Source organism: Palleronia aestuarii (assembly GCF_003253995.1).
Lineage (GTDB): Bacteria > Pseudomonadota > Alphaproteobacteria > Rhodobacterales > Rhodobacteraceae > Palleronia > Palleronia aestuarii.
The window spans coordinates 381,937-407,464 of the sequence record NZ_QKZL01000001.1 but is presented as its reverse complement, the minus strand read 5'-3'; the positions used below and the strand labels follow the sequence as shown (position 1 = coordinate 407,464).

The 25,528-nt window shown below is 68.9% G+C and carries 27 protein-coding genes and 1 pseudogene; 13 read left to right on the top strand and 15 right to left on the bottom strand.

Going from position 1 to position 25,528, the window contains the following annotated elements:
• Positions 1-72: 72 nt before the first annotated feature.
• Positions 73-651, top strand: coding sequence for a YqaA family protein (locus LX81_RS02045; protein ID WP_111535605.1), 579 nt, complete (start codon positions 73-75; stop codon positions 649-651).
• Positions 648-1,154, top strand: coding sequence for a disulfide bond formation protein B (locus LX81_RS02040; RefSeq protein ID WP_111535604.1), 507 nt, complete (start codon positions 648-650; stop codon positions 1,152-1,154). The genes LX81_RS02045 and LX81_RS02040 overlap by 4 nt, the downstream gene beginning before the upstream one ends.
• Here LX81_RS02040 and hflX read toward each other — a convergent pair.
• The 10 genes from hflX to dusB all read right to left on the bottom strand — a co-directional run bounded on the left by hflX (position 1,151) and on the right by dusB (position 13,836).
• Positions 1,151-2,407 carry a GTPase HflX gene (gene hflX, locus LX81_RS02035; RefSeq protein ID WP_111535603.1) on the bottom strand — a complete coding sequence of 419 codons (1,257 nt, stop codon included), beginning with the start codon at positions 2,405-2,407 and terminating at the stop codon, positions 1,151-1,153. The two genes, LX81_RS02040 and hflX, sit on opposite strands and share 4 nt — an antisense overlap.
• Before the next feature lie 31 nt (positions 2,408-2,438).
• The gene (gene hfq / locus LX81_RS02030) at positions 2,439-2,678 is read right to left on the bottom strand and encodes an RNA chaperone Hfq (protein ID WP_111535602.1); all 240 of its coding nucleotides are present in this window, start codon (positions 2,676-2,678) and stop codon (positions 2,439-2,441) included.
• Positions 2,679-2,829: 151 nt separating this feature from the next.
• Complete coding sequence (locus LX81_RS02025) at positions 2,830-4,335, bottom strand: TrkH family potassium uptake protein (RefSeq protein ID WP_111535601.1); 1,506 nt, start codon at positions 4,333-4,335, stop codon at positions 2,830-2,832.
• 3 nt (positions 4,336-4,338) lie between these two features.
• Positions 4,339-5,715, bottom strand: coding sequence for a Trk system potassium transporter TrkA (trkA, locus tag LX81_RS02020; RefSeq protein ID WP_111535600.1), 1,377 nt, complete (start codon positions 5,713-5,715; stop codon positions 4,339-4,341).
• A gap of 71 nt (positions 5,716-5,786) precedes the next feature.
• On the bottom strand, positions 5,787-6,632 hold the full coding sequence (locus LX81_RS02015) for an alpha/beta fold hydrolase (RefSeq protein ID WP_111535599.1): 846 nt from the start codon (positions 6,630-6,632) through the stop codon (positions 5,787-5,789).
• Positions 6,632-8,038 (bottom strand): nitrogen assimilation response regulator NtrX, encoded by a 1,407-nt coding sequence (ntrX, locus tag LX81_RS02010; protein ID WP_111535598.1) that lies wholly within the window; start codon positions 8,036-8,038, stop codon positions 6,632-6,634. Before ntrX ends, LX81_RS02015 begins: the two co-directional genes overlap by 1 nt.
• Positions 8,038-10,308: a sensor histidine kinase NtrY-like gene (locus LX81_RS02005; protein WP_111535597.1), complete on the bottom strand. Its 2,271-nt coding sequence runs from the start codon at positions 10,306-10,308 to the stop codon at positions 8,038-8,040. Before LX81_RS02005 ends, ntrX begins: the two co-directional genes overlap by 1 nt.
• Positions 10,309-10,411: 103 nt before the next feature.
• A complete protein-coding gene (locus tag LX81_RS02000; protein ID WP_111535596.1) occupies positions 10,412-11,782 on the bottom strand; it encodes a response regulator in 1,371 nt (456 codons plus the stop codon).
• A 3-nt stretch (positions 11,783-11,785) separates the two neighbouring features.
• Positions 11,786-12,868, bottom strand: a complete 1,083-nt coding sequence (locus LX81_RS01995; RefSeq protein WP_111535595.1) for a two-component system sensor histidine kinase NtrB — start codon at positions 12,866-12,868, stop codon at positions 11,786-11,788.
• Positions 12,865-13,836, bottom strand: a complete 972-nt coding sequence (gene dusB / locus LX81_RS01990; RefSeq protein WP_111535594.1) for a tRNA dihydrouridine synthase DusB — start codon at positions 13,834-13,836, stop codon at positions 12,865-12,867. Before dusB ends, LX81_RS01995 begins: the two co-directional genes overlap by 4 nt.
• 196 nt (positions 13,837-14,032) lie before the next feature.
• Here dusB and LX81_RS01985 point away from each other — a divergent pair, with 196 nt between their 5' ends.
• The 3 genes from LX81_RS01985 to LX81_RS01975 are packed head-to-tail and all read left to right on the top strand — an operon-like array spanning position 14,033 to position 16,166.
• A complete protein-coding gene (locus LX81_RS01985; RefSeq protein ID WP_111535593.1) occupies positions 14,033-15,184 on the top strand; it encodes a bifunctional 2-C-methyl-D-erythritol 4-phosphate cytidylyltransferase/2-C-methyl-D-erythritol 2,4-cyclodiphosphate synthase in 1,152 nt (383 codons plus the stop codon).
• Positions 15,181-15,669, top strand: a complete 489-nt coding sequence (locus LX81_RS01980; protein WP_111535592.1) for a phosphatidylglycerophosphatase A family protein — start codon at positions 15,181-15,183, stop codon at positions 15,667-15,669. The genes LX81_RS01985 and LX81_RS01980 overlap by 4 nt, the downstream gene beginning before the upstream one ends.
• Entirely contained in the window at positions 15,666-16,166 is a 501-nt protein-coding gene (locus LX81_RS01975; protein ID WP_111535591.1) for a CinA family protein, read from the top strand. The genes LX81_RS01980 and LX81_RS01975 overlap by 4 nt, the downstream gene beginning before the upstream one ends.
• Before the next feature lie 4 nt (positions 16,167-16,170).
• Here the strand turns inward: LX81_RS01975 and LX81_RS01970 are convergent, their stop codons facing one another.
• Together LX81_RS01970 and LX81_RS01965 are read right to left on the bottom strand one after the other, a co-directional pair.
• Entirely contained in the window at positions 16,171-16,740 is a 570-nt protein-coding gene (locus LX81_RS01970) for a hypothetical protein (RefSeq protein ID WP_111535590.1), read from the bottom strand.
• A 90-nt stretch (positions 16,741-16,830) separates the two neighbouring features.
• The gene (locus LX81_RS01965; RefSeq protein ID WP_111535589.1) at positions 16,831-17,277 is read right to left on the bottom strand and encodes a type II toxin-antitoxin system RatA family toxin; all 447 of its coding nucleotides are present in this window, start codon (positions 17,275-17,277) and stop codon (positions 16,831-16,833) included.
• A 233-nt stretch (positions 17,278-17,510) separates the two neighbouring features.
• On the opposite strand from LX81_RS01965, the gene LX81_RS01960 reads away from it, so the two are divergent.
• The 8 genes and pseudogenes from LX81_RS01960 to LX81_RS22470 all read left to right on the top strand — a co-directional run bounded on the left by LX81_RS01960 (position 17,511) and on the right by LX81_RS22470 (position 23,017).
• Positions 17,511-17,966: a c-type cytochrome gene (locus LX81_RS01960; protein WP_111535588.1), complete on the top strand. Its 456-nt coding sequence runs from the start codon at positions 17,511-17,513 to the stop codon at positions 17,964-17,966.
• A 4-nt stretch (positions 17,967-17,970) separates the two neighbouring features.
• Positions 17,971-18,873, top strand: coding sequence for a cytochrome c (locus LX81_RS01955; RefSeq protein ID WP_111535587.1), 903 nt, complete (start codon positions 17,971-17,973; stop codon positions 18,871-18,873).
• Positions 18,870-19,046 carry a hypothetical protein gene (locus LX81_RS22080; RefSeq protein ID WP_170133821.1) on the top strand — a complete coding sequence of 59 codons (177 nt, stop codon included), beginning with the start codon at positions 18,870-18,872 and terminating at the stop codon, positions 19,044-19,046. The genes LX81_RS01955 and LX81_RS22080 overlap by 4 nt, the downstream gene beginning before the upstream one ends.
• A 271-nt stretch (positions 19,047-19,317) precedes the next feature.
• Complete coding sequence (locus LX81_RS01950) at positions 19,318-20,433, top strand: type III PLP-dependent enzyme (RefSeq protein WP_373280260.1); 1,116 nt, start codon at positions 19,318-19,320, stop codon at positions 20,431-20,433.
• A gap of 72 nt (positions 20,434-20,505) precedes the next feature.
• A complete protein-coding gene (locus tag LX81_RS01945) occupies positions 20,506-21,174 on the top strand; it encodes a phosphatidylserine decarboxylase (RefSeq protein WP_111535585.1) in 669 nt (222 codons plus the stop codon).
• Positions 21,171-21,920 carry a CDP-diacylglycerol--serine O-phosphatidyltransferase gene (gene pssA, locus LX81_RS01940; protein WP_111535584.1) on the top strand — a complete coding sequence of 250 codons (750 nt, stop codon included), beginning with the start codon at positions 21,171-21,173 and terminating at the stop codon, positions 21,918-21,920. The genes LX81_RS01945 and pssA overlap by 4 nt, the downstream gene beginning before the upstream one ends.
• A gap of 2 nt (positions 21,921-21,922) precedes the next feature.
• Positions 21,923-22,534: pseudogene (locus LX81_RS22075) on the top strand (class I SAM-dependent methyltransferase); the annotation flags it as partial.
• Positions 22,508-23,017: a GNAT family N-acetyltransferase gene (locus LX81_RS22470; RefSeq protein ID WP_211322690.1), complete on the top strand. Its 510-nt coding sequence runs from the start codon at positions 22,508-22,510 to the stop codon at positions 23,015-23,017. The pseudogene LX81_RS22075 and the gene LX81_RS22470, both read left to right, overlap by 27 nt.
• Here LX81_RS22470 and LX81_RS01930 read toward each other — a convergent pair.
• From LX81_RS01930 to rplM, 3 genes are all read right to left on the bottom strand, one after another.
• A complete protein-coding gene (locus LX81_RS01930; RefSeq protein ID WP_111535582.1) occupies positions 22,998-24,296 on the bottom strand; it encodes a PQQ-dependent sugar dehydrogenase in 1,299 nt (432 codons plus the stop codon). The two genes, LX81_RS22470 and LX81_RS01930, sit on opposite strands and share 20 nt — an antisense overlap.
• A 102-nt stretch (positions 24,297-24,398) precedes the next feature.
• On the bottom strand, positions 24,399-24,887 hold the full coding sequence (rpsI, locus tag LX81_RS01925) for a 30S ribosomal protein S9 (protein WP_111535581.1): 489 nt from the start codon (positions 24,885-24,887) through the stop codon (positions 24,399-24,401).
• Positions 24,887-25,351 (bottom strand): 50S ribosomal protein L13, encoded by a 465-nt coding sequence (gene rplM / locus LX81_RS01920; protein WP_111535580.1) that lies wholly within the window; start codon positions 25,349-25,351, stop codon positions 24,887-24,889. Before rplM ends, rpsI begins: the two co-directional genes overlap by 1 nt.
• Between the last annotated feature and the right edge of the window lie 177 nt (positions 25,352-25,528).

Genomic DNA, 25,528 nt, shown 5'->3' with positions numbered 1-25,528 from the left:
TGACAGGCCGGGAGCCGCTGAAGCGTCCGTCGCGTCTTGACGGCCCGGGGCGCGCGTGCTGCATGACACCGCATGATACGCAGCCTTTACGATTGGACACTGAGCCTCGCCGCGAGCCGCCATGCGCTCTGGGCTCTGGCCATCGTCGCCTTCATCGAATCAAGCGTCTTCCCGATCCCCCCCGACGTTCTGATGGTCCCGATGATCCTCGCCCGGCCCCGCCGCGCCTTCCTCATCGCCGGAATCTGCACCGCCGCGTCCGTTCTCGGCGGCCTTGCGGGGTACTGGATCGGCGCCACGCTCTTCGAACAGGTCGGTCGGCCGGTCCTCGAATTCTACGGCAAGGACGCGCGTTTCGACGAGTTCTCGCTTCGCTACAACGAGTACGGGGCCTGGGCGGTCCTGATCGCGGGGATCACGCCCTTCCCGTTCAAGGTGATCACCATCCTGTCCGGATCGACCGGCCTGTCGCTGCCGGTCTTCGTCACGGCCTCGATCATCGCGCGCGGCCTGCGGTTCTTCCTGGTGGCCGCGCTCCTGTGGAAGTTCGGGGCCCCGATCCGCGACTTCATCGAGCGGCGCCTGAATCTCGTCTTCACCGTCTGCGTCGTGCTGCTGATCGGCGGGTTCGCCCTGGTGAGATACGTATGAGCGTCCGCGGTCTGATGGTCGCGGCCGCCTTCGGATCGGTCCTCCTTCTCGGCGGCGCCTTCCTGTTCCAGAGCCTCGGCTATGCGCCTTGCCAGATGTGTCTCTGGCAACGCTGGCCGCACATGGTCGCGATCGCACTCGGCGTCGTGGCGGTCTTCTGGTCGCGCTGGCCGGTGGCGCTGGGCGGAACCCTTGCCCTGCTGACGACCGCGGGCCTCGGTCTCTACCATACGGGTGTCGAGAAGGATTGGTGGCAGGGGCCGACCTCCTGCTCCGGCGGATCGAGTCTTGGCAATCTTTCCGGGGCCGATCTCTTGTCAGCCGACGTCGTCGACCGTGTCGTCATGTGCAACGAGGTCAGCTGGGCCTTCGCGGGCCTGTCGATGGCGTCGTGGAACGCGATCCTGTCGCTCTGCCTCGCGCTGGTTTGGGCCGTGGCGATGCTGCGCCTGCTTCGGGCGCCGTCGCTGCAGGGTTCAGCGCCGGAGGTGCGACGCGGCTAGAGGTCGTGGAACGCCCGCGCCTGCCGCGCGGTCCAGTTGACCTGCAGCGCGACGCCCTCCTCGCGGTTCTCCTCCTCCTCGACCACGCCCTGCTCGTAGAGCCAGGCGCGCCGGCGCCCGGCCTCGAAGGGAAGCACCAGCGTCTTGCGGCTCCGCGCCTCGTCGAGTTCGGCGGTGATGGCGGAGACGAGCGCCTCCATCCCGTCCCCGCGGAGCGCCGACAGCGTCAGGATCCCTTCTCGCCGGCCGGCAAGACGTTCCGCGACCTCCCGCGCCTCCGCGTCGAGAAGGTCGGACTTGTTCCAGATCTCCAGCATGGGCACGTCGTCGGACACGCCGAGCTCGGCGAGGATCGCGGCCACGTCCGCCGCCTGCTCCTCCGTCTCGGCGTGGGAGATGTCGCGGACATGCACGATGAGATCGGCGGCCAGAACCTCCTCGAGCGTGGCGCGGAACGCCGCGACGAGCTGGGTGGGAAGGTTCGAGATGAAGCCCACCGTGTCCGACAGGATCACCCGTGTCCCGGTATCGAGATCGACGGCCCGCATCGTTGGATCGAGCGTGGCGAAGAGCATGTCCTCCGCCATGACCTCGGCGCCGGTGAGCCGGTTGAAGAGCGTCGACTTGCCGGCATTGGTATAGCCCACGAGCGCCACGACCGGGAACGGCACCTTGGCACGGGCCGCGCGGTGGAGCGCACGGGTCTTGACCACCTTGTCGAGCTGCTTGCGGTGCCGCGTCACCTGCTCGTCGATGGCCCGCCTGTCGGCCTCGATCTGCGTCTCGCCCGGCCCGCCGACGAAGCCGAGGCCGCCGCGTTGCCGCTCGAGGTGGGTCCAGGCCCGTACGAGCCGCGTCCGCTGGTAGCTCAGCGCGGCCATCTCGACTTGTAGCACACCCTCCCGCGTCCGTGCCCGGTCGGAGAAGATCTCGAGGATCAGGCCGGTGCGGTCGAGCACCTTGAGCTTCCACGCGGTCTCGAGATTCCGCTGCTGTACCGGCGATACGGGGCCGTCGATCAGGACGAGCTCGATCTCGCTCTCGTGGAACCGGTCCTTGAGTTCCGCGAGCTTGCCGGTGCCGAAAAGATGGCCGGGATGGGCGCGGGGCAGGCGCACGACGTCGCCCCCCTCTACCGAAAGGCCGGGCAGCGCGGTGGCGAGCGCAATCGCTTCCGCCAGCGCGGGTTCGGCCTCGCGGCGGTCTCGTTCGGTCTGGATGTCGGGGTGCAGGACCCAGGCGCGCGTCGTCATGAACGCTCAACGCCGCACGGCACCTCGAAGTTCACGACGCGTCGTCGCCCTCGAAAAGCGTGATCGGCTGCGACGGCATGATCGTGGAAATCGCGCCCTTGAAGACGAGCTGCGATTGCCCGTCGCGCCGCAGAAGAACGCAGAAATTGTCGAACCACGTGATGACGCCCTGAAGCTTCACCCCGTTGATGAGGAAGATCGTCACCGGCACCTTCGTCTTGCGGACGTGGTTGAGGAAGGTCTCCTGCAGGTTCTGCTTGTCGCCGGCCATGCGCGTTCCTGACTTCTTGTTTTTGCTACCGCCGGGGAAGCGCCGTTCCCGGGGATCGATTTCGCGGCAGTATGAAGAGGCGGGACCGCAGGATCCAGCGCAAAAACCCGATCTCCGGCGGCTATGTCCCCGACACCACGCCCCCAAGGCCTCAGCTGTGCCAGAATCCGCGGTTGAAGAGCGCGATGAAAGCCAGCGTCTCGAGCCGTCCGAGGATCATCGCGAGCGCGGTGATGACCTGCGCGGAGGTCGAGAGATCGGCAAAGCGGATCGGAACCTCGCCCGCAACTTCCGCGACCGGCCCCGTGGTCGAGAGCGCCGAGATCGTGAGGATCAGGGATTCCTCGAAATCCTGCCCCGCCAAAGTAAGCGCCGCCATGATCACGGCGAGCGATATCGCGAAGAGCATGAAGAAGATCCAGGCCACGAAAGCGCCCTCGCGCCGCAACCGCCGTCCCACGGCGCCCGATCCGCCGATCGAGGACGGGTGGACGAGACGCTCCATCTCCCGCCGCCCGTGCTTGTAGAGCGCGTAGATCCGCAGGAGTTTCACGCCGCCCGCCGTGGTCGCGACGCCGCCCCCGACAAGTGCCAGCCCCATCAGGACGAGACCCGTCGTCTGCAGGCCCGACCAGTCGCGGGCATGCACGAAGGCCGCGCTCTCGAAGCCTGTCGTGGTCAGGAACGATATCGTAGTGAAGATGGTGCCCCAGAGCGCGCGGCCCGCGGCGGCCAGATCCTCCTGGTCCTCCTCCTCGAAAGCGCCAACCCAATGGCGCAGGAACAGGAACGCGGTGACGGCGAGGATGAGGAACAGCGACAGCCGGATCTCGGGGTCGCGGAACATGTATCCGGGCCGCCGGACGATACCGTCGGTCTGGAAGGTCAGACGGGAGAGCGCGAAGACCAGGAAAATGGCGATGACGAATTCGGCTGCGAATGGCCCCTCGGTCACCGTTCCCGCGGTAATCCCCGAGGTCGAGAGGGTGGACATCGCAAGGATCGCCCCGTCGAGCGGCTCGTGGCCCACGAGGACGAGCAAGGTCCAGAGCGTGAGCGTCAGACCCACGTAGATCGGCGTCAACCGGACGGTATAGCGGTGCAGGCGCTCGACCGCGTCGCCGCTGCCCCGCTCCCGGAGCACGCTGCGCCGGGCGGAGAGCTGGTCGATCGTGACCACCTCGAACCCGCCGAGATTGAGCGGCGCGAGGATCGCCACCGCCCCGATCCAGAACAGGAGCCCCCCGAGCCAGGCGACGAGACCTCGCCAAAGATGCAAGCTGTCGGGCAGACCGCCCGGGTCGGGAAACATCGTCGCGCCTGTCGTGGTCAACGCGCTCACCATCTCGAACCAGCATTCGATCCAGCTCACGTCCCCGAGCGCCTCGTAGAACGGCATCGCCAGGATCGGCGGCAGCACGATCAGCGTCGCGACGAGCGAGAGCAGTAGCCCCGCCGCCCGGCGCCGCCGCCGCCCCGAGGCGACCGCGATGCAGACAAGCGTCACGAACACCATCAGCAAGGCGCCGGAATAGAAGAAGCTGCGCGCCTCGTGCAGGTCGCGCACGTGGTAGGCATGGATCGCGGGGAGGAACATCGCGATCGCGCCGATCCCCATGAGGGTCAGGATGAAGGGCTGGCGCGCGAGACGGTCCATGGATCAGAAGAAGTCGATGGAGACCTGGAAGAGGCGTTCGACCTCCGGCACGTCGGCGGCAAGCGCGAAGATCACGATGACATCGCCCTCCTCGATCCGGGTGGCGCCCGTCGGACGTATGATCTTGCCGTCCTTCTCGACCGCCCCGACGAGCGCGCCCTCGGGGAAGTCGATGTCGCGGACGAGCTGTCCTGAGATCGGCGAGGTCGAAAGCACCTGCGCCTCGATCACCTCCGCCTCCGCATCGCCGATGGAATAGACCCCGCGCACGCGGCCGTGGCGGATATGGCGCAGGATGGAACTCACGGTCGTCGCGCGCGGATTGATGAAGGCGTCGATCCCGAGCGGGGCCATCAGGGGCTGGAGCGTCGGATCGTTGACGAGACAGATCGCCATCTCGCAGCCCGCCTGCTTGGCGCGGACGGCGGCGAGCAGGTTCACCTTGTCGTCGTGCGTGACGCAGAGAACGGCATCGGCCCGCGATATGTTGGCCTCGTTGAGAAGGTCGATCGACAGACCGTCGCCATTGAGCACGATCGTCCGCTCGAGTGCATCGGCAGCGCGCTCCGCAGCCCGGCGGTCGCGTTCGATCATCTTGGCGCGGATGCGCTTGGCGCGGGTTTCGAGCTCGCGCGCCACGGCGAGGCCGACATTGCCGCCGCCGATGATCACCACGCGCTCCTGCTTTGGCCGCGGCTTGCCGAAGATCTCCATCGTGCGATCGACATCGTCGCGATGCACGAGGATGTAGATCTGGTCGCCCGCGAAGAGCTGGTCGCCCGGCTCCGGCGCGAAGAGGACGCCGCCGCGCCGGTTGCCGACGACCATCACGCGGAGCGTGGAGAAGAGATCGGTAAGCTGGCGCAGCGGGGTGTTCAGGACCGGGCAATCCTCGTCGAGAACCAGCCCGAGAAGCTGCGCCCGCCCGCCCAGAAAGCTCTGCGTGTCGAAGGTCGCGGGAGAGGAGAGATGGCGCAGCGCGGCCTCCGCCACTTCCTTCTCGGGGCTGATCACCACGTCGATGGGCATGTGGTCGCGGCGGTAGAGATCGGAATAGATCGCATCGAGATAGCTCTGCGCGCGAAGCCGCGCGATCTTCCGCGGCACGGCGAAGATCGAATGGGCGACCTGACAGGTCACCATGTTGACCTCGTCGGAATGGGTGGCGGCGATGATCATGTCGGCGTCGCGCGCCCCGGCCCTCTCGAGGATGTCGGGATAGCTCGCATGGCCCGCAATCCCCTGGACATCGAGGATGTCCGTGGCCTGCCGCACCAGATCGGCGTCACTGTCGACGACGGTCACGTCGTTGCGCTCTCCGGCGAGGTGGCGTGCGATCTGCCAGCCGACCTGGCCAGCCCCGCAGATGATGATCTTCATGGATTGCCTCTCGCGCCCCCGGCCGACACGTTCTGGCATGCGCCCGCGCCCCGTTCAAGACGCACGCGGGATCAGCCCTCCACGAGGAACGCCGCGAAGGCCGGGTTGAAAAGGTCGGGCCGCTCCCGCATCGGCCAATGCCCGGTCGGCAGTTCGAGAAGCCGCGCCCGCGCGAAGAGCGGACAGGCCGCGCGGGCATGACGGATCGGGACGACCTTGTCGGAGGTTCCGTGGACGAGGAGGACCGGCGCCGTGACCCGGCCCAGCGCGGGGCGCAGATCGGTGGCGAGCGCGTCGGGGCCGAGTTCCGAGGTCAGGAAATCGAGGAAGCTCAGCCGCTTCGCCTGCTCGCGGGACACGGCCATCAATTCCTCCACGACCTCCGGATCGATGCGCCGCGCATCGTGGTAGCTGATCGCGAGCCCCGCCCGGGCGAGCAGGCGGCTCCGCCCCGCGAGGTGGTAGACGAGCGGTCCGGCCCGGGCGCGGAACGTCAGGCGCGCCAGCGCATGGAACGGCGCCCGCGCCATGATGCCGTAGGCCCCGACGGCCACCACGCGCCGGACCCGCGCCGGTCTCTCCGCCGCGAGCCAGAGCGCCATGCCCCCGCCCATCGAGACACCGGCAAGATCGACCCGGTCGAGCCCCTTCGCATCGAGGAAGGCCTCGAGCCAGTGCCCGAGCCGGGTCAGATCGTGCGGGCATCCGAACCCCGCAGTCTCGCCGTAGCCCGGAAGGTCGGGGACGATCAGGCGGAACCTGTCCTTGAGTTCCGCGATCGTCGCCTGCCAGGTGAGGCCCGCATGATCGAACCCGCCGCCATGCAGCAGCACGACCGGAGCCGCGTCCGGCGGACCCTCCTCCACATAGGCCGCCTCGCGCCCCTCGACGCGGAGGCGCCGCCGCGCGAGATGCATCAGCCGGCCGTGCTGTCGAGATAAGCGATCCGCCCGCCCTGCTTGTTGGAGGTCACGACACCGAGCGACTTCAACTTGCGATGCAATGCGCTGCGCTCCATTCCCACGAAGTTCGCGGTCCGCGAAATGTTGCCTCCGAAGCGGTTGATCTGCGTGAGCAGGTATTCCCGCTCGAAAAGTTCGCGGGCCTCGCGCAGCGGCAGGGTGGCGAGCGACCCGGACAGGACCACGCGCCCCTCCTCCTTCGGCGCGGGGCTCTCCGTGCCGGGCAGTTCCGAGGGACCGATCGTGCCTTTCGCCTCGCCGAGGATCAGCACGCGCTCCATCATGTTCTTGAGCTGCCGCACGTTGCCCGGCCAGACCATGGTCTGGAGCAGTGCCACCGCCTCGTCCGACAACATGCGCAGGGGCAGTCCCTGCGCCTTGTTGAACGTCTCGAGGAAGTATTCGGCGAGATCCGGAATGTCCTCGCGCCGCTCGTCGAGCGAGGGGACCTCCACCGGAACGACGGCGAGGCGGTGGAACAGTTCCTGGCGAAAGCGGCCTTCGCGGATCTCCACCGCCAGATCGCGGGTGGTGGAGCTGATTACGCGGATGTCGACGCGCACCTTCTCCGTCCCGCCCACGCGCTGGAAGGTCTGATCGACGAGGACACGCAGGATCTTCGATTGCGTGCCGGTGGGCATGTCGGCCACCTCGTCGAAGAAGAGCACGCCGCCATCGGCCTGTTCGAGAAGCCCCGGCTCGATGCCGCGCTCGGGGCTCTCGCGCCCGAAGAGCACTTCCTCCATCCGTTCGGGCTCCACGCTCGCGGAGCCCACGGACACGAAGGGGCAGTCCGACCGACCCGAATTCGCGTGGATGTAGCGCGCGGCGAGCTCCTTGCCGCAGCCCGGCGGCCCCGAAAGCATGACGCGCCCGTTGGATTTCGTCACCTTGTCGAGGCTGGCCTTCATCGCCTTGAAGGCGGGGCTCTGGCCGACGAGGATCGCGGGCTCGGCCTCCCGGCGCTTGAGCGCCACGTTCTCGCGCCTGAGCCGCGAGGTCTCCATCGCCCGGCCGATCACCACCATGAGCTGATCGATGTTGAAGGGCTTCTCGATGTAATCGTAGGCGCCCTGCTTGATGGCGGCGACCGCGATCTCGATATTGCCGTGGCCCGAGATGATGATGACGGGGACGCCCGGATAATCGCGCTTGGCGATCTTCAGGATGTCGATCCCGTCCATGTCGCTGTCCTTGAGCCAGATGTCGAGGATCATGAGCGAGGGCGGCTCGGCCTCCAGTTCGGCCATGCATTCGCCGGAATTGGCCGCGAGCCGCGTCGTGTAGCCCTCGTCCTTCAGGATGTCGGAGACCAGTTCGCGGATATCGCGCTCGTCGTCCACAATCAGGATGTCGCCCATTATGCCTGCTCCTCTCGTCTGGTTTCTTCTTGGTTGGTCGTCTCAAGCGGTGTGGGGTCGATGATCGGCAGCCGCAGTTCCGCGCAGGCTCCCGCAGGGGCGCCGGGCGCGAAGGGCTCGGCATCGACGAGCTGCAGCGTGCCGCCATGCTCCTCGGCGATCTTGCGCACGATCGGGAGGCCGAGGCCGGTCCCCGCCGCCCGCGTCGTCACATAGGGCTCGAAGAGGCGCGCGCGATCCTCCGGCAGGCCGATGCCGTTGTCCGACACCGTGACGAGCGCCGTGGTGCCATCACGGCGAAGCGCGACCCTGATCTCGGCGGGTGCGCCATCCGGCCCGTCCCGCTCAATCCGGCCCTCGATCGCCTCGCCCGCGTTCTTGATGAGATTGGTGAGCGCCTGTCCGATCATGGTCTCGTCGAGTTCCGCCATCACCGGACCTTCGGGCAGGTCGGCCACGATGGGCGTCGCATCGTCGCCCGCCTGCTGCAGGAGGACGGCGGAGCGCACGATTCCGGAAAGGTCGTGCGGCGCGCGGTCGGGCTCCGGCATCCGGGCGAAGCGGCTGAACTCGTCGACGATCCGGCGTAGCCCCTCGGTCTGGCGGATGATGACGTCCGTCATCGCCTCGAGCTTCTCGGGCTCGCCCACTTCGGGCCCGAACTTACGCCGGATCCGTCCGGCGGAAAGCTGGATCGGGGTGAGCGGGTTCTTGATCTCGTGCGCGATACGTCGCGCCACGTCCCCCCAGGCCGCCATCCGTTGCGCCGCCACGAGGTCGCTCACGTCGTCGAAGGCGATCACGTAGCCCTCGAGCCGTCCGCCCTCGGCGCGCCGGATCGCCATCCGCACGAGGAGGCTCTCGAGCGCGCCGGCGCGGCTCACCTTCACCTCGCCCTGCACGTTCTCCGTGTTGCCGCGCGCGATCCTGTCGAAGAGCGGCGCGAATTCCGGAACGATATCGGCGAGATGCGCGGTCTGGCCCTCGGGGATCGGGAGCTGCAGGAGCCGTTCGGCCGAGCGATTGACGAAAGTGACGCGCCCCTGCTCGTCGAGCCCCACAACCCCCGCCGTGACCGAGGAGAGAACGGAATCGAAGAGCCGCCGGCGCCGGTCGATCTGGTCGTTGGTGGCGAGGAGCGTGTCGCGCTGGCCCTTCAGCTGCCGGGTCATCTGGTTGAAGAGGCGGCCGAGCATTGCGATCTCGTCGTCGCCGTCCTCCTCGCGGACCTGCACGTCGAGATCGCCCGCCCCCACCCTCTGCGCCGCCCCCGCGAGCCGGCCCACGGGGCGTGAGAGCCGCTCGGCGAACCAGAGGCCGAGCCAGATCGCGGCAAGGATCAGGATTACCGCGAAGCCCAGATAGAGCAGTCCGAACTCGAAGAGCAGTCGACCGCGATCCGCCTCGAGCTGGGTGTAGAGGCTCACCGAATCCTTGGTGTCGTCGAGAAGCGCGAGGAGTTCCCCGTCCACCGCCCGGCTGACGTAGAGGAACCGGTCGCCGAGGCCCCTGAGCGGAACGAGCGCGCGGAACTCGTTGACGTCCCAATCCTCCACGATCACCGTGCCGCCCGCCCGCGCGTCGTCGAGCGCCGTCTGTGGCGGCGGGTCGTAGTCGAAGAGGTAGGAGCCCTCGCCGCGGGCCCGGATCCGCGCCTCGCCGTCTATCACGTAGGCTTCGCTGAGGCCGCGCTGAATCTGCGCCTGTCCCTGGCTCAGGACCTGCCTCAATTCCCCGTCCGAAAGCAGGAAGGAATTCGCCCGCGCGGCGCTGAGATACGCCGCCAGCGCCTCTGCATCCGCCGAAAGGTCGCGCCGATGCTCGTCCTCGTAGGCCTGCGCCGCCTCGAGCGAGGCGCCCACGACCTGCCGGACCCTGTCGGAGAACCAGCCCTCGAGCCCGAAATTCACCGTGAGGACGGCGAAGACCGCGACGGTGATCGTCGGCACCATGGCGACGAGCGCGAAGACGCCCGTGAGCCTCAGATGCAGCCGCGAGCCCGCCGATTGCGCCCGGCGCGCGGCCACCATCCGCATCAGGGCCGCCAGGACCAGCGTCGCGAGCACGATGACGTAGATGAGATCGGCCAGCAGCACGAGCCGGAGGCTGACGGCCGATTGGCCCTGATCGAGCGGACCGAGGACGAGGTAGGTGACGAAAGCGAGACACGGACCGAGGATCCCGAGGCCCAGCGTCGCCGTGTTCTGCACGCGCCGCTGCCGACGCAACCGCGCCAGAGTATCCCAGCTCATCCGCATCGGATGTGCCATGGGCGCCAGACCCCGCTTGACTTGGCGCGTTTGCCGCACCGACCGCTCGGACGTGGCATTCTTGACCCGGAAGAAATCCGGCGGCCACGTTTCTGTTGCGGTTTTACATCAACTTGCGGCGCCGTGTCACGTGAATATCGAGGTCGGTGATTTTCTTGCGCAGCGTATTGCGGTTGATGCCGAGCAGGTCGGCGCATTTCGCCTGGTTGCCACCGGTCGCGTCGAGCGCGATCTCAATGAGCGGCGTCTCCACCTCGCGCAGGATCCGCTGGTAAAGACCGGGCGGCGGCAGTACGCCCCCGTGCAGGTCGAAATAGCGCCGGAGATGCCGCGCGACCGACGATTGGAGCTTGTCTCCCTGGGCATTGCCCGTCAGCGGCTCCATCGCGGGCTGGTTTCCGAGCACCGCCTTGGCTTCCTCGTGGCTGATCTCCTCCTCGCTTCCCGTGACGACGAGCCGCCGCACGGTGTTCTCGAGCTGGCGCACGTTGCCGGGCCAGGAATAGCGGCGGACGAGCCCGAGCGCCTCGTCGCCGAAGACGCGCAGCGGCAATCCGTCGCGGGCTGCGCGGGCCAGGAAGTGGTCGGCGAGGAGCGGGATGTCCTCGACCCGTTCGCGGAGCGACGGCACGGTGATCGCGACGCCGCCCAGCCGGTAGAAGAGATCGGCGCGGAAGGCGCCTGCCTCCATCCGCCGCGACAGGTCGCTCTGCGAGGTGGCCATGACCCGCGGCGCGGCGTCTCCGAAACTGTCGAACATCCGGACGATGCGCGCCTGCGCCGTCTCGTCGAGATCGCCGACCTCGTCGAAGAGGATGGTGCCGTTGCGCGCCCTCGCGACGATGCCCACGGGTCCGTCCGGCGCGGCGAGCTCGGCCGCGCCCGCGATCACGAAAGGCAGGCTCCGCCGGTCGGAGAAGTCGTGGATCGCGCGGGCGATGAGCGATTTCCCAGTGCCCGATTCACCGGTGATCAGAACCGGCAGCTCGGTGTTCATCACCCGCGCCACGAGCCGGTAGAGCGATTGCATGGCCGGCGTGCGGCCCACGAGCGGCAGGTCGCCCTCTCCCTTCCCGATCTCGCGCGGCGGCGCGGCGGTCGCGGGCTTGCGCGGCGCGTCGAGGGCACGGGCCGCACGCTTCATGAGATCGGGCAGATCGAACGGCTTGGGAAGATAGTCGAACGCCTCCGCCTCCGCGGCCTGGATCGCGGTCATGATCGTGTTCTGCGCGGAGATCACGATCACCGGCAGGCCCGGCCGCTGCTCCCCAATCTTCGGCAGCGCCTCGAGCCCGTTGCCGTCGGGCATGATGACGTCGGAGATCACCAGGTCGCCCTTGCCCTCGTCGACCCACCGCATGAGCGTGACCATCGACGAGGTCGCGTGGACCTTGCAGCCGGCGCGGGTCAGCGCCTGCGTCAGAACGGTCCGGATCGTGCGGTCGTCATCGGCAACCAGAACGGTTCCATCCATGTCTCAGTCCTTCTCTTTCGCGATTTCGGCCGGCGCCAGCGGCAGCGAGATGCGGAACGCGGTATGGCCGGGATAGCTCTCGACATCGATCAGCCCCTCGTGCTCCGCGACGATCTTGGAGACGAGCGCGAGGCCGAGCCCGGTGCCGTTCTCCCGTCCCGACACGAAGGGGTCGAAGATGATCTCGGCGAGATCGGGCGGCAGGCCCGGCCCGTCATCGGAGATCTCGATCTGCAGGGGCAGCGGATGGCCACTCCCGTCCGCGCGCCGGAGCCTGAGCCCGTGGTCGTAGAAGGTCCGTGCACGGATCGTGCCGCCGGTCTTTCCGGCCGCCTCGGTCGCGTTGCGGATGAGGTTGAGGAAGACCTGCTGCATCTGGTCGCCGTCCACATGGGTCATCGGCAGCGACGGGTCGTATTCCTCCACGATCTTCATGTGCGCGGCAAAGCCCAGCGCCGCGGTCCGGAGCGCGCGGGTCAGGACGTCGTGGATGTTCATCACCTGCCGCTTCGGCAGCTGCAGGTTGCCGAACTGCTCCACCTGGTCGAGGAGGGCCACGATCCGCCGGCTCTCCGCCACGATCAGGTCGGTGAGCTCCCTGTCGCCGCCATCGAGCCCCATGGCGAGGAGCTGCGCCGCGCCGGTGATGCCTGCAAGCGGGTTCTTGATCTCGTGCGCGAGCATCTCCGCCATGCCGATCGCCGAGCGTGCGGAGGAGCGCGCGACCCCCGCCCGGCTCAGCCGTCCGGCAAGCTGGCGCGGCGTCATGAGAAGCAGCAGGAAGCCCGGCATCCCGATCATCGGCGCGATCTGCAGGTCGCAAGGTTCCGGCGGCTTCGATCCCGTGCCGACATCGACCGTGTTGATGAAGAGCGGCGCGCGGTTCTTGCGCGCCCGGGCGAAGGCCTCCTCGAGCGGCGCGTCGATCGCCAGCCGCTCGAAGAGCGGTGCGCCCCTGAGGCTCCGCGCTGAGGCGTTGAGAAACCCCTCCGCCTCCGCGTTGATCTCCGAGATCAGATCGCCGGGATCGAGCAGCAGCGCGGGCAGCGGCATCGAAATCCAGAGCCTTTCGCCGAAGGTGCTCATGCGGCCATCCGTTCCGCGCCGAGCGCGTCCGGCAGCAGGGCCGTCGCCGTTGCGGCGTCTTCCGCCGTCAGGACGGCACGGCGGAGCGTCGGGTGCGTCCCGGCCCGCTCCATGTACCAGCCCAGATGCTTGCGCACGACCCGCAGGCCCAGCGCCTCGCCGTAGAAGTCGCAGGACGCCGCGACATGCCCGGCCGCGAGCCGGGCGATCTCCACCGGGGCAGCCGGAACGGGCCGACCGGCGAGCGCGGCGGCGATCTGCGACAGAAGCCAGGGCCGGCCTTGCACGCCCCGCCCGATCATCACCCCGTCCGCCCCCGATGCCGCGAGGGCCGCGCGCGCGTCCTCGGCCGAGCGGATGTCGCCGTTGGCGATGACCGGCACGCTGACCTCCGCCTTGACGGCCGCGATCGCCGCCCAGTCGGCCCGGCCGCGATAGAACTGGCATCGCGTGCGGCCGTGGACCGTGATCATCCGGATGCCCGCCGCCTCCGCCCGGCGCGCGATCCCGGCTGCCGTCAGGCAATCCCCGTCCCAGCCGAGGCGCATCTTGACGCTGACCGGCACCGCGACCGCGCCCGCCACCGCCTCGATCAGGCGCAGGGCATGGTCGGGATCGCGCATCAGCGCCGATCCGGAGAGCCCGCCCACGACCTTCTTCGCCGGACAGCCCATGTTGATGTCGATGAGCCGCGCGCCCGCGCCCTCGAGACGGCGGGCCACCTCCGCCATCGGACCCGCCTCGCAGCCGGCGATCTGGACCGCCGTGCCCTCGGCGCCGATTCCCAGCGCGCGCCCCCGCATCTGCGGCGAATCCGTCAGCATCTCCCGGCTCGCCACCATTTCCGACACGACGAGTCCGGCCCCGAACGATGCCACGAGGCCCCGGAACGGCAGATCCGTGATGCCCGCCATGGGTGCGAGAAGCACCGGCGATGCAATCCCGAGACGGTCGAGATCGTTGGTCATATTTGTCTTGGCGCTCAAACAATGGGCATTTGCCCAATGGCATATCGGCGCTTTGGCGACGAAGCAATCAACCGGTCGACCAGATCCGCCAAAAACCGAAGCCGCCTGAAATATGGGCGTTAACTCGCACGGGATCGCGGGCATTGTCAGCGTAGGTCGCAGAATCTAGATACGACCGGGACGGATGGGGACAGACATGTCGAGATCGAGGATGACGGCCGCCGTGATCGTGGCGGCCGGACGCGGGACTCGCGCCGGGCCTGGGCTGCCGAAGCAGTGGCGCAGTCTCGGCGGACGCGCCCTCCTCGCCTGGCCGCTCGACACCTTCCGCGCCCATCCGCGCATCGACCGCGTCGTGCTTGTCCTGCATCCCGACGACATGGGCGTGGCCGCGGGCTATGCCGCCCATCCCGATGTCGACGTGGCCGAGGGCGGCGAAACGCGGCAGGCCTCCGTCCGCGCGGGCCTCGAGGCGCTCGATGCCGGGGGCGCGGACCGCGTCCTCATCCACGACGTGGCCCGCCCGCTCGTCGACGCCGCCCTGATCGACCGGGTGATCGACGCGCTCGACGACGCGCAAGGCGCGGCCCCCGCGCTCCCGGTCGTGGACGCGCTGTGGGAAGGGGACGGGGGCAAGGTCGGCGCGATCCGCGACCGCACCGGGCTCTACCGCGCCCAGACGCCGCAGGGCTTTCATCTCGGCGTCATCCTCGACGCCCATCGCGCGCATCCGGGCGGCGCCAGCGACGATGTCGCGGTCGCACAGAGCGCGGGGATCGGCATCGAGATCGTCCGCGGCAGCGAGACCAACTTCAAGATCACCGAGCCCGAGGATTTCGCGCGGGCCGAGGCCATTCTGGAGCACCGCATGGACATTCGCACGGGCACGGGCTTCGACGTCCACGCCTTCGGGCCCGGAGATTTCGTGACGCTCTGCGGCATTCCGATCCCGCACGACCGCGGTCTCCTCGGCCATTCCGACGCCGACGTGGCGCTCCACGCGCTCGCCGACGCGATCTACGGCGCGCTCGCCGAAGGCGATATCGGGCGACACTTTCCGCCCAGCGATCCGCAATGGCGCGGGACCGCCTCGCATGTCTTCCTCGAACACGCGGCCGGGCTTGCCGCGCAGGAGGGTCTCTCCATCTCGAACGTCGACCTCACCCTGATCTGCGAGGAGCCGAAGATCACCCCTCATGCGCGGGACATGATCGAGCGCGTGGCGCATATTCTGGACCTGTCCGAACGGCGGGTGAGCGTGAAGGCCACCACCTCCGAGGGCCTGGGCTTTACCGGCAGGCGGGAGGGGATCGCGGCCATGGCCAGCGTGACGCTGGTGTCGCGATGACGCGCCTTATCGCGACCTTCCTTTACGTTGGCCTCCTGCGGCCCGGCCCCGGCACATGGGGGTCGCTCGCGGCGCTGCCGGTGGGATGGCTGCTGCATCTCGCTGGCGGACCGTGGGTCCTTGTGGCGGGTATCGTCGCGGCCTTCGCGCTGGGCCTCTGGGCCACGCGGCAGGAAACCGCCCGGACAGGCGTCGAGGATCCGGGAGAGATCGTCATCGACGAGGTCGCGGGACAGTGGATCGCCCTCCTGCCACTGAGCTTCGGGGCGGCGCGCGTCGGCGTCGATATCCTCGCGCTCTGGCCCGGCTGGATCGCGGCCTTCGTCCTCTTCCGCCTCTTCGACATCTACAAGGTCGGTCCCGTGGGCTGGGCCGACCGACGCGGCGATCCGCTGGGCGTCATGCTCGACGACGTGATCGCGGGCGTTTTCGCCGCGCTGGGCGTCGTGGCGCTCGCGGCCCTCGCCCACGGCCTCCTCATATGAGCGCGGCGGAGAGATTGCTGGCGCTCGCCCGTGCACGCGGCGCGATCCTCGCCACCGCGGAAAGCTGCACCGCGGGCATGGTGGCGGGCGCGATCACCGATCCGCCCGGTGCCTCGGCGATCTTCGACCGCGGGTTCGTGACCTATTCCAACGCGGCCAAGGAGACGCTGCTGGGCGTGCCCCCCGACCTCCTCCGCCGCTTCGGCGCGGTGAGCGAGGAGGTCGCGCAGGCGATGGCCATGGGTGCGCTGGCGCGGAGCGACGCCACGCTCGCGGTCGCCGTGACCGGGATCGCCGGGCCCGGCGGATCGGAGACGAAGCCCGAGGGCCGGGTCTGCTTCGCGCTCGCCCCGAAGGACGGGGTCGCGCGGTCCGAGACAGTGGAGTTCGGCGCGGCCGGCCGCGGGGCGGTGCGCGCGGCGAGCGTCGCGCGGGCGATCGAACTCCTCCTCGACGCCCTCGAGGGTGACGGACCGGACAACCGCGCGAACCCGTGACGGCTCAGACGCGCGAATCGGCCTTCCGTTCGGCCCTGGGCTCGACCGCGTCGCCGGCCTCGGCATAGGCGCGCCGCACCGGGCCTGCCTCGGGCGCCGGTTCGACCTTCGCGACGAGGTCCGGCACCGCGATCTCGCTCGCCGCGGTCACGCCGGCAATCGCGGTGTCCCGGATCGCGGCACTCCGGGCGGCCTCGGCCGACGCGCGCGTGGCCTCTGTCCCGTCGCCTGCGGATTGCATGATGTCACCCGGTGCCGGGGCACCGATCGCCGCCCGGCGCGGTGCATCCGAGGCAGCCGACGCGATGGCGGCCTGCGCCTTGGTCGAGGATTCCGACGCCTGGCGGTCCTGCGACGCGGCGGCTGCGGTCTCTGCCTCGGATGGCTCCGACGTGACGGTGGTCAAGGATGTGGGCGTCGGTGTCGGTGTCGGAGACGCGACAGACGTGGATGCGGACCGGGCTGCTTCGGTGTCCAGCAGAGCCGTCGTCTGCTGTGGCGCCGTTCCGGCCGGATCACCGGTTTGCTTCGTCGTCTGCGAGACGATGGAGCCGGAAAGGATATTCGTAAGCATGGGGTCTTCCCTCGGGTTACGTGTGACCGAGAGAATGGACCGCATACGTGGCGAAATCTGGGCGGCGGATGGTGAACCCGCCATCAACCTTCAGGAACGGTAAAGAACCGCCGCCCGCCGCTCGAAGGCGCGCACGATGCGCTGCATGGCATCGTTGAAGAACATTCCCGCCGCCGAGCCGAGGATGCGGCTGCGGAACTCGAAATCGACGTCGAAGGTCACCTCGCAGCCCCCCTCCACGTCGCGGAACGCCCAGGTGGAGTTCATGTGCCGGAACGGCCCGTCGAGATATTCGGTGTCGATCTTCATGTCCGGCCGGCGCAGCGTCACACGGCTGTTGAAGCGTTCGCGGAAGACCTTGAAGCTGATGATGAGCTCGGCCTCCATGACCTCTCCCCGCGGCGTCTCGCGGCGGTCGCGCACGCGGGCGGCGGCGGTCCAGGGCAGAAACTCGGGATAGCTTTCGACATCGGCCACGAGATCGAACATCTGGTCGGCCGTGTAGGGAAGCGTCCTCTTCTCATGATGGGTCGGCATGGCACTCCGTCGCGAAAGCTCGGTCCTGGCGGCGATCGGAGACGTCGCCCGTTGTGGGTTTCGGCCAGCACGGACCGGATTTCAAGGGGACCGGGTGCCGCAAGAGGCGCGGCGGGCACTCGGGCGGGTCTCGCCACCCCACGGCGGCGTGATTTGGGGCGCGCGCCGTTTCATGCTTTCGTGAGGGCGACGATCCGGCGGACCCGCCGGAATGCAGGGAAAAGGAGCTTGCGATGCGGCTGATGATGGCGACAGGACTGCTCTTGGCGGGGCTCGGCGGGCCGCTGGCCGCGCAGGACGACAATCCGAATGTCGAGGCGCGACAGCACCACATGGACCTCTATTCCTACAATCTCTCGATCCTGGGCGCGATGGCGAAAGGCGAGCGCGACTACGATGCGGAGCTTGCCGGCGCCGCGGCGTCCCGCCTCCACGCGCTCGCGACGCTCGATCAGACCGGCTACTGGCCGGAGGGCACGTCGAGCGAGGAGATCGACGATTCCCGCGCGCTTCCCGCGCTCTTCGAGAACATGGACGACTACATGAACCTGACCGAGGAACTCGCCTCCGCCGCGATGGAGATGCAGAACGTTGCAGGCGACGGTGCGGAGGCGATCGGCGGGCAGATGCGCGCGCTCGGCGGCAGCTGTGGGTCCTGTCACGAGAAATACCGCCAATCCGACGATTGAGGCGATGCGGCGCGCGCTCATCGTCCTCGCCGCACTGATCGCGGTCGGGAGCGCCGCCTATTGGTGGCTGACCCGGCCCGATCCGCTGCCCGCGGACGCGCTGGCGGGGCTTTCGGGCGATGCCGGGCGCGGAGAGCGGGTCTTTCTCGCCGCGGGCTGCGCATCCTGTCATGTCGGCCCGGAAACGGAGGTGGAGGGCGACGGACCGCCGCTCCTGGCGGGCGGCCAGCGCTTCACGACCGGGTTCGGCACCTTCCTCGCGCCCAACATCTCCCCCGGCCCCGAAGGCGTGGGCGACTGGTCGGATGCGGAGATCGTCGATGCCATGATGCGCGGCGTCTCTCCCGACGGCGCGCATTACTATCCCGCCCTGCCCTATGCCGCCTACATCCACGCGGATCCCGCCGACATGCTCGATCTCGTGGCCTATCTGCGCACGCTGCCGGTCGCCGACACGCCGAGCCAGCCGCACGAGGTCGCGTTCCCCTTCAACATCCGCCGCAACGTCGGGCTCTGGAAACGGCTCTATCTCACCCCGGACTGGGTGATGGAGGAGCCCGGCACGGCGGAGATCGAACGCGGGCGGATGCTGGTCGAAGGGCTCGCCCATTGCGGCGAATGCCATACGCCGCGGGACGCACTGGGCGGGCTCGAGCGCGACGCCTGGCTCCACGGCGCGGCGAATCCCTCCGGCGACGGACGCATCCCCGGCATCGACCCAACCCATCTCGACTGGAGCCGGTCGGACATCGCCGCCTATCTCACCACCGGGCTCACGCCCGATTACGATAGTGCGGGCGGCGAGATGGTGGCGGTGATCGACAAGCTCGGACAGCTGCCAGACGAGGATATCGACGCGATCACCGCCTATCTCAAGGCGCTGCCGGGCGGCGCATCGGGCGAGTGACCCCGTTCTGGCTCCTTCGCGCCAAGCGCTGGGCGGCGCATCCGCCCTCGGCGGGTCGGGTGGCCTTGGTCCTCGCCGTGATCGCGGTCTGTCTCCTTCTCTATGCCGTCGACCGGTTCGTCGGCTGGCCCGAATGGCTCACGCCCGACAGGGCCCACCGCGTCCCGCGCTGAGCAATCCCGGCACCGCCTCGATTGCGAACAATTTTCCGTATTTCACCGCGACTTTTTCTTGCAGAAATGGCGGTTTGCCTCCATATGCACGCGCAAGACGCCAACGCACGCGCCTCTGTCCATCGGGCCAAGTCCGCTTCATGTAGCGACGGTAACGTCTCCCTTGTCACTCGAGGGCCTGCGAGGGCCCCGCGTCCCAGTGGAGATGCACCCGATGTACCTCAACGCAACCGACTTCGTCGGCCGCGCCGCTTTCGATCGCACCGCCCGCATGGACGGGTTCGTCGCGTCCACCGCGTTCGACCGGCCCACGCTCGTGATCGACAGCGATCTCGTGGCCGAGAACTTCCGCGCGCTCCGCGCCGGGCTCGGGAACGCGGCCATCCACTACGCGGTCAAGGCCAACCCGGCGCCGCAGATCGTTGCCCTCCTCGCCGGTCTCGGCTGCCGCTTCGACGCGGCCTCCCGCGCGGAGATCGAGCTCTGCCTCGCGCAGGGCGCGGCGCCGGCCCATGTTTCGTTCGGCAACACGATCAAGCGCGAGCGCGACATCGCCTTCGCCCACGAGGCGGGTCTCACGCTCTTCGCCGCCGATGCGGAGGAGGAACTCGAGAAGATCGCCCGGAACGCGCCGGGCGCGGATATCTATCTCCGTCTGATCGTGGAGCCGACGGGCGCCGACTGGCCGCTCACGCGCAAGTTCGGCTGTGCGCGCGACCGGGCGCTGCCGCTTCTGCGATATGCCGCCGAGCTTGGCCTCACTCCCCGCGGATTGAGCTTCCACGTCGGCTCGCAGACGCGCGAGGCCGCGATGTGGGCGCCCACGCTCGATCAGATCGCGGCGGTCTGGCACGCCGCCCGGGCCGAAGGGATCGCGCTCGACCTCCTCAACATCGGCGGCGGCTTCCCGGCCGCCTATGGCGGGGCGCTCGCGCATCCCACTTCCTACGCGGCCGACGTCCTGTCGCTCGTGACCGAGCGTTTTGGCGCCGTGCCGCACCTGATGGCGGAGCCTGGCCGCGCCATGGTCGCCGATGCGGGGCAGATCGCGGCGGAGGTGCTGCTCGTCTCCCGCAAGTCCGACGACGACCTCCACCGCTGGGTCTATCTCGACATCGGCCGCTTCTCGGGTCTTGCCGAGACGGAGGGCGAGATGATCCGCTACCAGATCGCCACCGCGCGCGACGGGGAGGAGACGGGCCCCTGCATCCTTGCCGGTCCGTCCTGCGATTCGGTCGACGTGCTCTACGAGCGCCGCCCCGTGGCCCTGCCCCTCTCGCTTCGCGCGGGCGACCGCGTGGTGATCCGCGATTGCGGCGCCTACACGTCGAGCTATGCCTCCGTCGGCTTCAACGGCTTTCCCCCGCTCGATGTCGTCGTGATCTGAAATCCGCCGCCCGGCCTTGCAGAGCCGGGCCGGAGCCCGCATAGACGGGGCCATGTCGACCGGCCTGCGCCCATGAACATGCTGAGCACCTTCGTGAAGCCGATGCACCCCGAGGGGCGTCGCTTTGTCGCGATCTTCGCCGCGATCACCGTCGGGCTGTTCCTCCTCTGGGAGCCCTTGGGCTGGATCGGCGTCGGCGCGACGATCTGGTGCTACTACTTCTTCCGCGACCCCGAACGGGTGCCGCCGGACCTTCCCGGCGCCGTGGTGAGCCCGGCCGACGGGATCGTCTCCCTGCTCGAGCCGGCCGTGCCGCCGGTCGAACTCGGCCTCGGGACGGCGCCGCTGACCCGCGTGTCGGTCTTCATGAACGTCTTCAACTGCCACGTGAACCGGACGCCCGTGGCGGGAACCGTCACCGCCATCGCCTACCGTCCCGGCACCTTCGTCAACGCCTCCCTCGACAAGGCGAGCGAGGAGAACGAGAGGAACGGCCTCGCCTTCCGCCTTGCCGACGGGCGCCAGATCGGCGTCGTCCAGATCGCGGGCCTCGTCGCGCGCCGCATCGTCTGCTTCACCGCCGAGGGCGCGCATCTGGCGACCGGCGAGCGGTTCGGCCTGATCCGCTTCGGCTCTCGCGTCGACGTCTACCTGCCGCCGGGCACCGAACCGCTCGTGCGGGTGGGCCAGACCATGGTCGGCGGCGAGACCGTCATCGCGCGGCTGGAGCCCGCCCCATGACATCGCCGCCGCCGCGCGCCTCCTCCGAACTGGGCCTGCTGCAGCTTCTGCCTAATCTCCTGACGCTGGGGGCGATCTGCGCGGGGCTGACCGCGATCCGCCTCGCGGTGCAGGGCGACTACCTCCTCGCGGTCCAGCTCATCATCCTCGCGGCGCTGCTCGACGGCGTGGATGGCCGCCTCGCGCGGCTCCTGCGCTCCGACAGCCAGATGGGCGCGGAACTCGACAGCCTCGCGGATTTTCTGAATTTCGGCGTCACGCCGCCGCTCGTCCTCTATTTCTGGGCGCTCGAGGACACGCGGAGCCTCGGCTGGATCGCGGCGCTCGTCTTCGCGATCTGCTGCGTGATCCGGCTCGCGCGGTTCAACATCGCGGCGAAATCCGAGGTGCCCGTCGATCCCGCCTTCTTCATGGGCGTGCCCTCGCCCGCGGCGGCGATCCTCGTCATGCTGCCGATGTATCTGTCCTTCGCCTTCGCCGATCGCGACATCCTGCCCGACCTCGTCCTCGCGCTCTACATGATGGCGATCGGGGTCCTGATGATCGTGCGCGTGCCGACCTATTCCTTCAAGAAGGTCCGCATCTCGCGCGAGAACGCGAAGTTCGCGCTCCTCGGCGCGGTGGTGGTGGGGGCGTTCCTGCTCATCTATTCTTGGATCGCGCTGGTCGGGCTCTGCCTCGCCTACATCGCGACCGTCGCCTGGGCCTGGACCGTCGAGCCGGTACGGCGCCGCAAAGGGAAGTAGCCATGGAAATCGACGCCGTCAAAACCTCCTATGCCCGCTGGGCACCGGTCTACGACCGCACCTTCGGCAAGATCACCCAGGCCGGGCGCCGCCGGTCGGCCGCCCATATCAACACCCGTTCGGGCTCCCTACTGGAGCTCGGCGTCGGCACCGGGCTCTCCCTGCCGCTCTTCCACCGCGACCTGAACGTCACCGGGATCGATTTCAGCGAGGAGATGCTGGCCAAGGCCCGCCGCCGCGTCGCCCATGATCGCCTCACCCATGTCGAGGCGCTGCGGCAGATGGATGCCCGCGCGCTCGACTTCCCCGATGCGAGCTTCGATACCGTCGCCGCCATGCACGTCCTCTCGGTCGTGCCGGAACCCGAGCGCGTGATGGCCGAGATCGCCCGAGTGCTCGCCCCGGGGGGCCAGCTCGTCGTCACCAACCATTTCAAGGCCACGGGCGGCGCGCTCGCCGGGATCGAGCGCGTCATCGCACCGCTCGCCGACACGATCGGCTGGCATTCCGATTTCGAGATCGCCACCGTGCTCGCCCAACCCGACCTCGTGGAGGTGAAGCGCGAACGCCTGCCCCCCGCGGGGATCATGACCTTCCTCGTCCTGGAAAAGCGCGCGGCGGCCCGCACGAAGCCGCAGATCCGCGACGCCACGCAATCCGATGCGGACGCCATCCGCGCCTGCGCCGAGGCCGCGCACGCGCATCACGTTGAGATCATCGGCCGCCGACCCGCGCCGATGGACATGGATGTCGCCGCGGCGATCCGCGCGGCGCGCACGCGGGTGGTCGAAGGTCCGGGAGGAACGCTCGCAGGCTACGCGGTCGCCCGCGTCAACGACGATCACATGGAGCTCGAGAGCGTGGCGGTCCGTCCGGAGGCCGCGGGGCGCGGCGTCGGCGGGGCGCTCATCCGCGATTGCGAGGCGGAGGCGTGGCGGCGCGGATTGCCCGCCGTCCGCCTCTACACCAACGCAGCGATGACGGAGAACCTGCGGCTCTATCCGCATCTGGGCTACCGCGAGACCGACCGGCGCCACGAGGATGGCTTCGACCGCGTCTATTACGAGAAGGCCCGCCCTAGCGCCCTGAACGGCTGACGCGCCAGACCGCGTTGCCCACGTCGTCCGCGACGAGGAGCGCGCCGTCGCCCGCCACCGCGACCCCCACCGGCCGACCGCGCGCGAGGCCCCGCGCATCCACGAACCCGTCGAGCAGCGTCCGGGGCGGCCCGTCCGGCTGCCCCCCCGCAAAGGGCACGAAGACGACACGGTAGCCCGAGGGCGGCGTGCGGTTCCACGACCCGTGCTCCCCGATGAAGGCGCCCTTTGCGTAAGCGGGCCCAAGCCGCGCCCCGTCGGCGAAATCGAGGCCCAGCGGCGCGACATGGCTGCCGAGCGCGAAATCGGGCCGCCGCGGCTCCGCCGGCGCCTCGAACCCGGCCTCCACCCGCGGATCGCGCCGATCGCCGTAATAGATCGCGGGCCAGCCGTAATCGGCGCCCGCCACGACCCGCGTGAGATAATCCGGGACGAGGTTCGGGCCCAGCTCGTCCCGCTCGTTCACGACGGTCCAGAGCGCGCCCGTCTCGGGCTCCGTGGCGAGGCCCACGGGATTGCGCAGCCCGCGCGCGAAGATCTCCGCCGCGCCCGCGGCCGGATCGACACGCCAGACCGCCGCCCGGCCCTCTTCGGCCGTCACGCCGTTCTCCCCGTGATCGCTGTTCGAGCCCACGGAGACGAAGAGCGCGCCGTCCTGTGCGAGAAGCCCCTTCGTCCAGTGCCGGTTCGGCGGCTGCGCGGGCAGTGCCACGACCTCCTCTGGCGCGGCGGTCACGCGCGTCTGGCCGGGCGTGAAGGGCACGCGGAGGAGCGCGTCGGTATCGGCGATGTAGAGGTGGCCTCCCATCAGCGCCATGCCGAAGGGCGAGGTCAGCCCGTCGATCAGCACGGCGCTGATCTCGGCCACGCCGTCGCCGTCCGCGTCGCGGAGAAGCCGGATGCGGTCGGCGCTCGGCGCCTCCGCCCCCGCCACGCGCATCACCTGCTTCTCGACGAAGCCGCGAATCCCCTTGGTCGGCGCGGGCTGCTTGTTGCTTTCGGCCACCAGCACGTCGCCGTTGGGCAGCACGTGGAGCCAGCGCGGATGGTCGAGCCCGCCCGCGAAAGCCCGCACCTCGAGCCCCGCCGCGGCCGTGGGCGCCTCGCCCTGGGGCCAGCCCGTCGCGGGCGCGATGTTAAGCGTCGGCAGAAAGGTCTGCCGCGGCGCGGGCAGCGCGGGATCGGATCCGACCCCGACCTGCGGCGCCACCGGAACATCCGCCCCGCAGGCCCCGAGCCCGAGCAATGCGGCCAAGACGACAGATTTCGTGGTACGCATCACGCTCCTCCCGATCATTCGATCAGGGATAGCCCGCCGTGGCCCACGAAAAAAGCCCCGCGGCACGTGCCGCGGGGCCCTGCGTCTCGATGTCCCGATGGATCAGCGCTTGGAGAACTGGAAGCTCTTGCGCGCCTTGGCCCGGCCGTACTTCTTGCGCTCGACGGTCCGGCTGTCACGGGTGAGGAAGCCCGCCGCCTTCAGCGCGCCGCGCAGGCTCGGATCGTAGAGCTGCAGCGCCTTGGAGACGCCGTGCTTGACCGCACCGGCCTGACCCGAAAGGCCGCCGCCCTTGACGGTCGCCATCACGTCGAACTGTCCCTCGACGCCCGCCACGGTGAAGGGCTGCTTCAGGATCATCTGCAGGACGGGACGCGCGAAATAGGCGTTCACGTCCTTGCCGTTCACGGTCACCTTGCCGGAGCCCGGACGGATCCAGACCCGCGCGGTGGCGTCCTTGCGCTTGCCGGTCGCGTAGGCGCGGCCGAGATCGTCGCGCACGGGTTCGCGCGGGATCTCCGTCTCCACCGCGGCGGAGGTGCCGGAGACGGCCTGGTTCAGCTCTTCGAGCGAATTGATCTCTTCGGCCATCAGTGCGCCTCCCGGGTGTTCTTCTTGTTCATCGCGCGGACGTCGAGCGTCTCGGGCGATTGCGCCTCGTGCGGATGTTCCGCGCTCGCATAGACGCGCAGGTTGGTCATCTGCTGGCGCGAGAGCGGCCCGCCCGGCAGCATCCGCTTGACGGCCTGCATGACCACGCGCTCGGGATGCTTGCCCTCGAGGATCTGCGCAGTCGTGCGCGACTTGATGCCGCCCGGATAGCCGGTGTGCCAGTAATGCGGCTTCTCGCGCTTGCGGCCGGTGAGCTGCACCTTGTCGGCGTTCACGACGATGACGTTGTCGCCCATGTCCATGTGCGGGGTGAAGGTCGCCTTGTGCTTGCCACGAAGGCGCATGGCGATGATCGAGGCGAGGCGGCCGAGAACGACGCCCTCGGCGTCGATCACCACCCACTTCTTCTCGATATCCGCCGGAGTCGCGGTGAAGGTCTTCATGAATCGGTCCTGTCTGTCGGCGGGACGACCGTACGCCCCTCGAAAACGATGCGGCTCTATCCCGCATCGGCATCATGCAGTCAATGCCGACCTTCGACGAATTCCCCCATCAAAACAGTACCTTGAAAATAAGGTATCCATATACCCCAAGGATCACGAAAAAATTCGCCGCCCCGC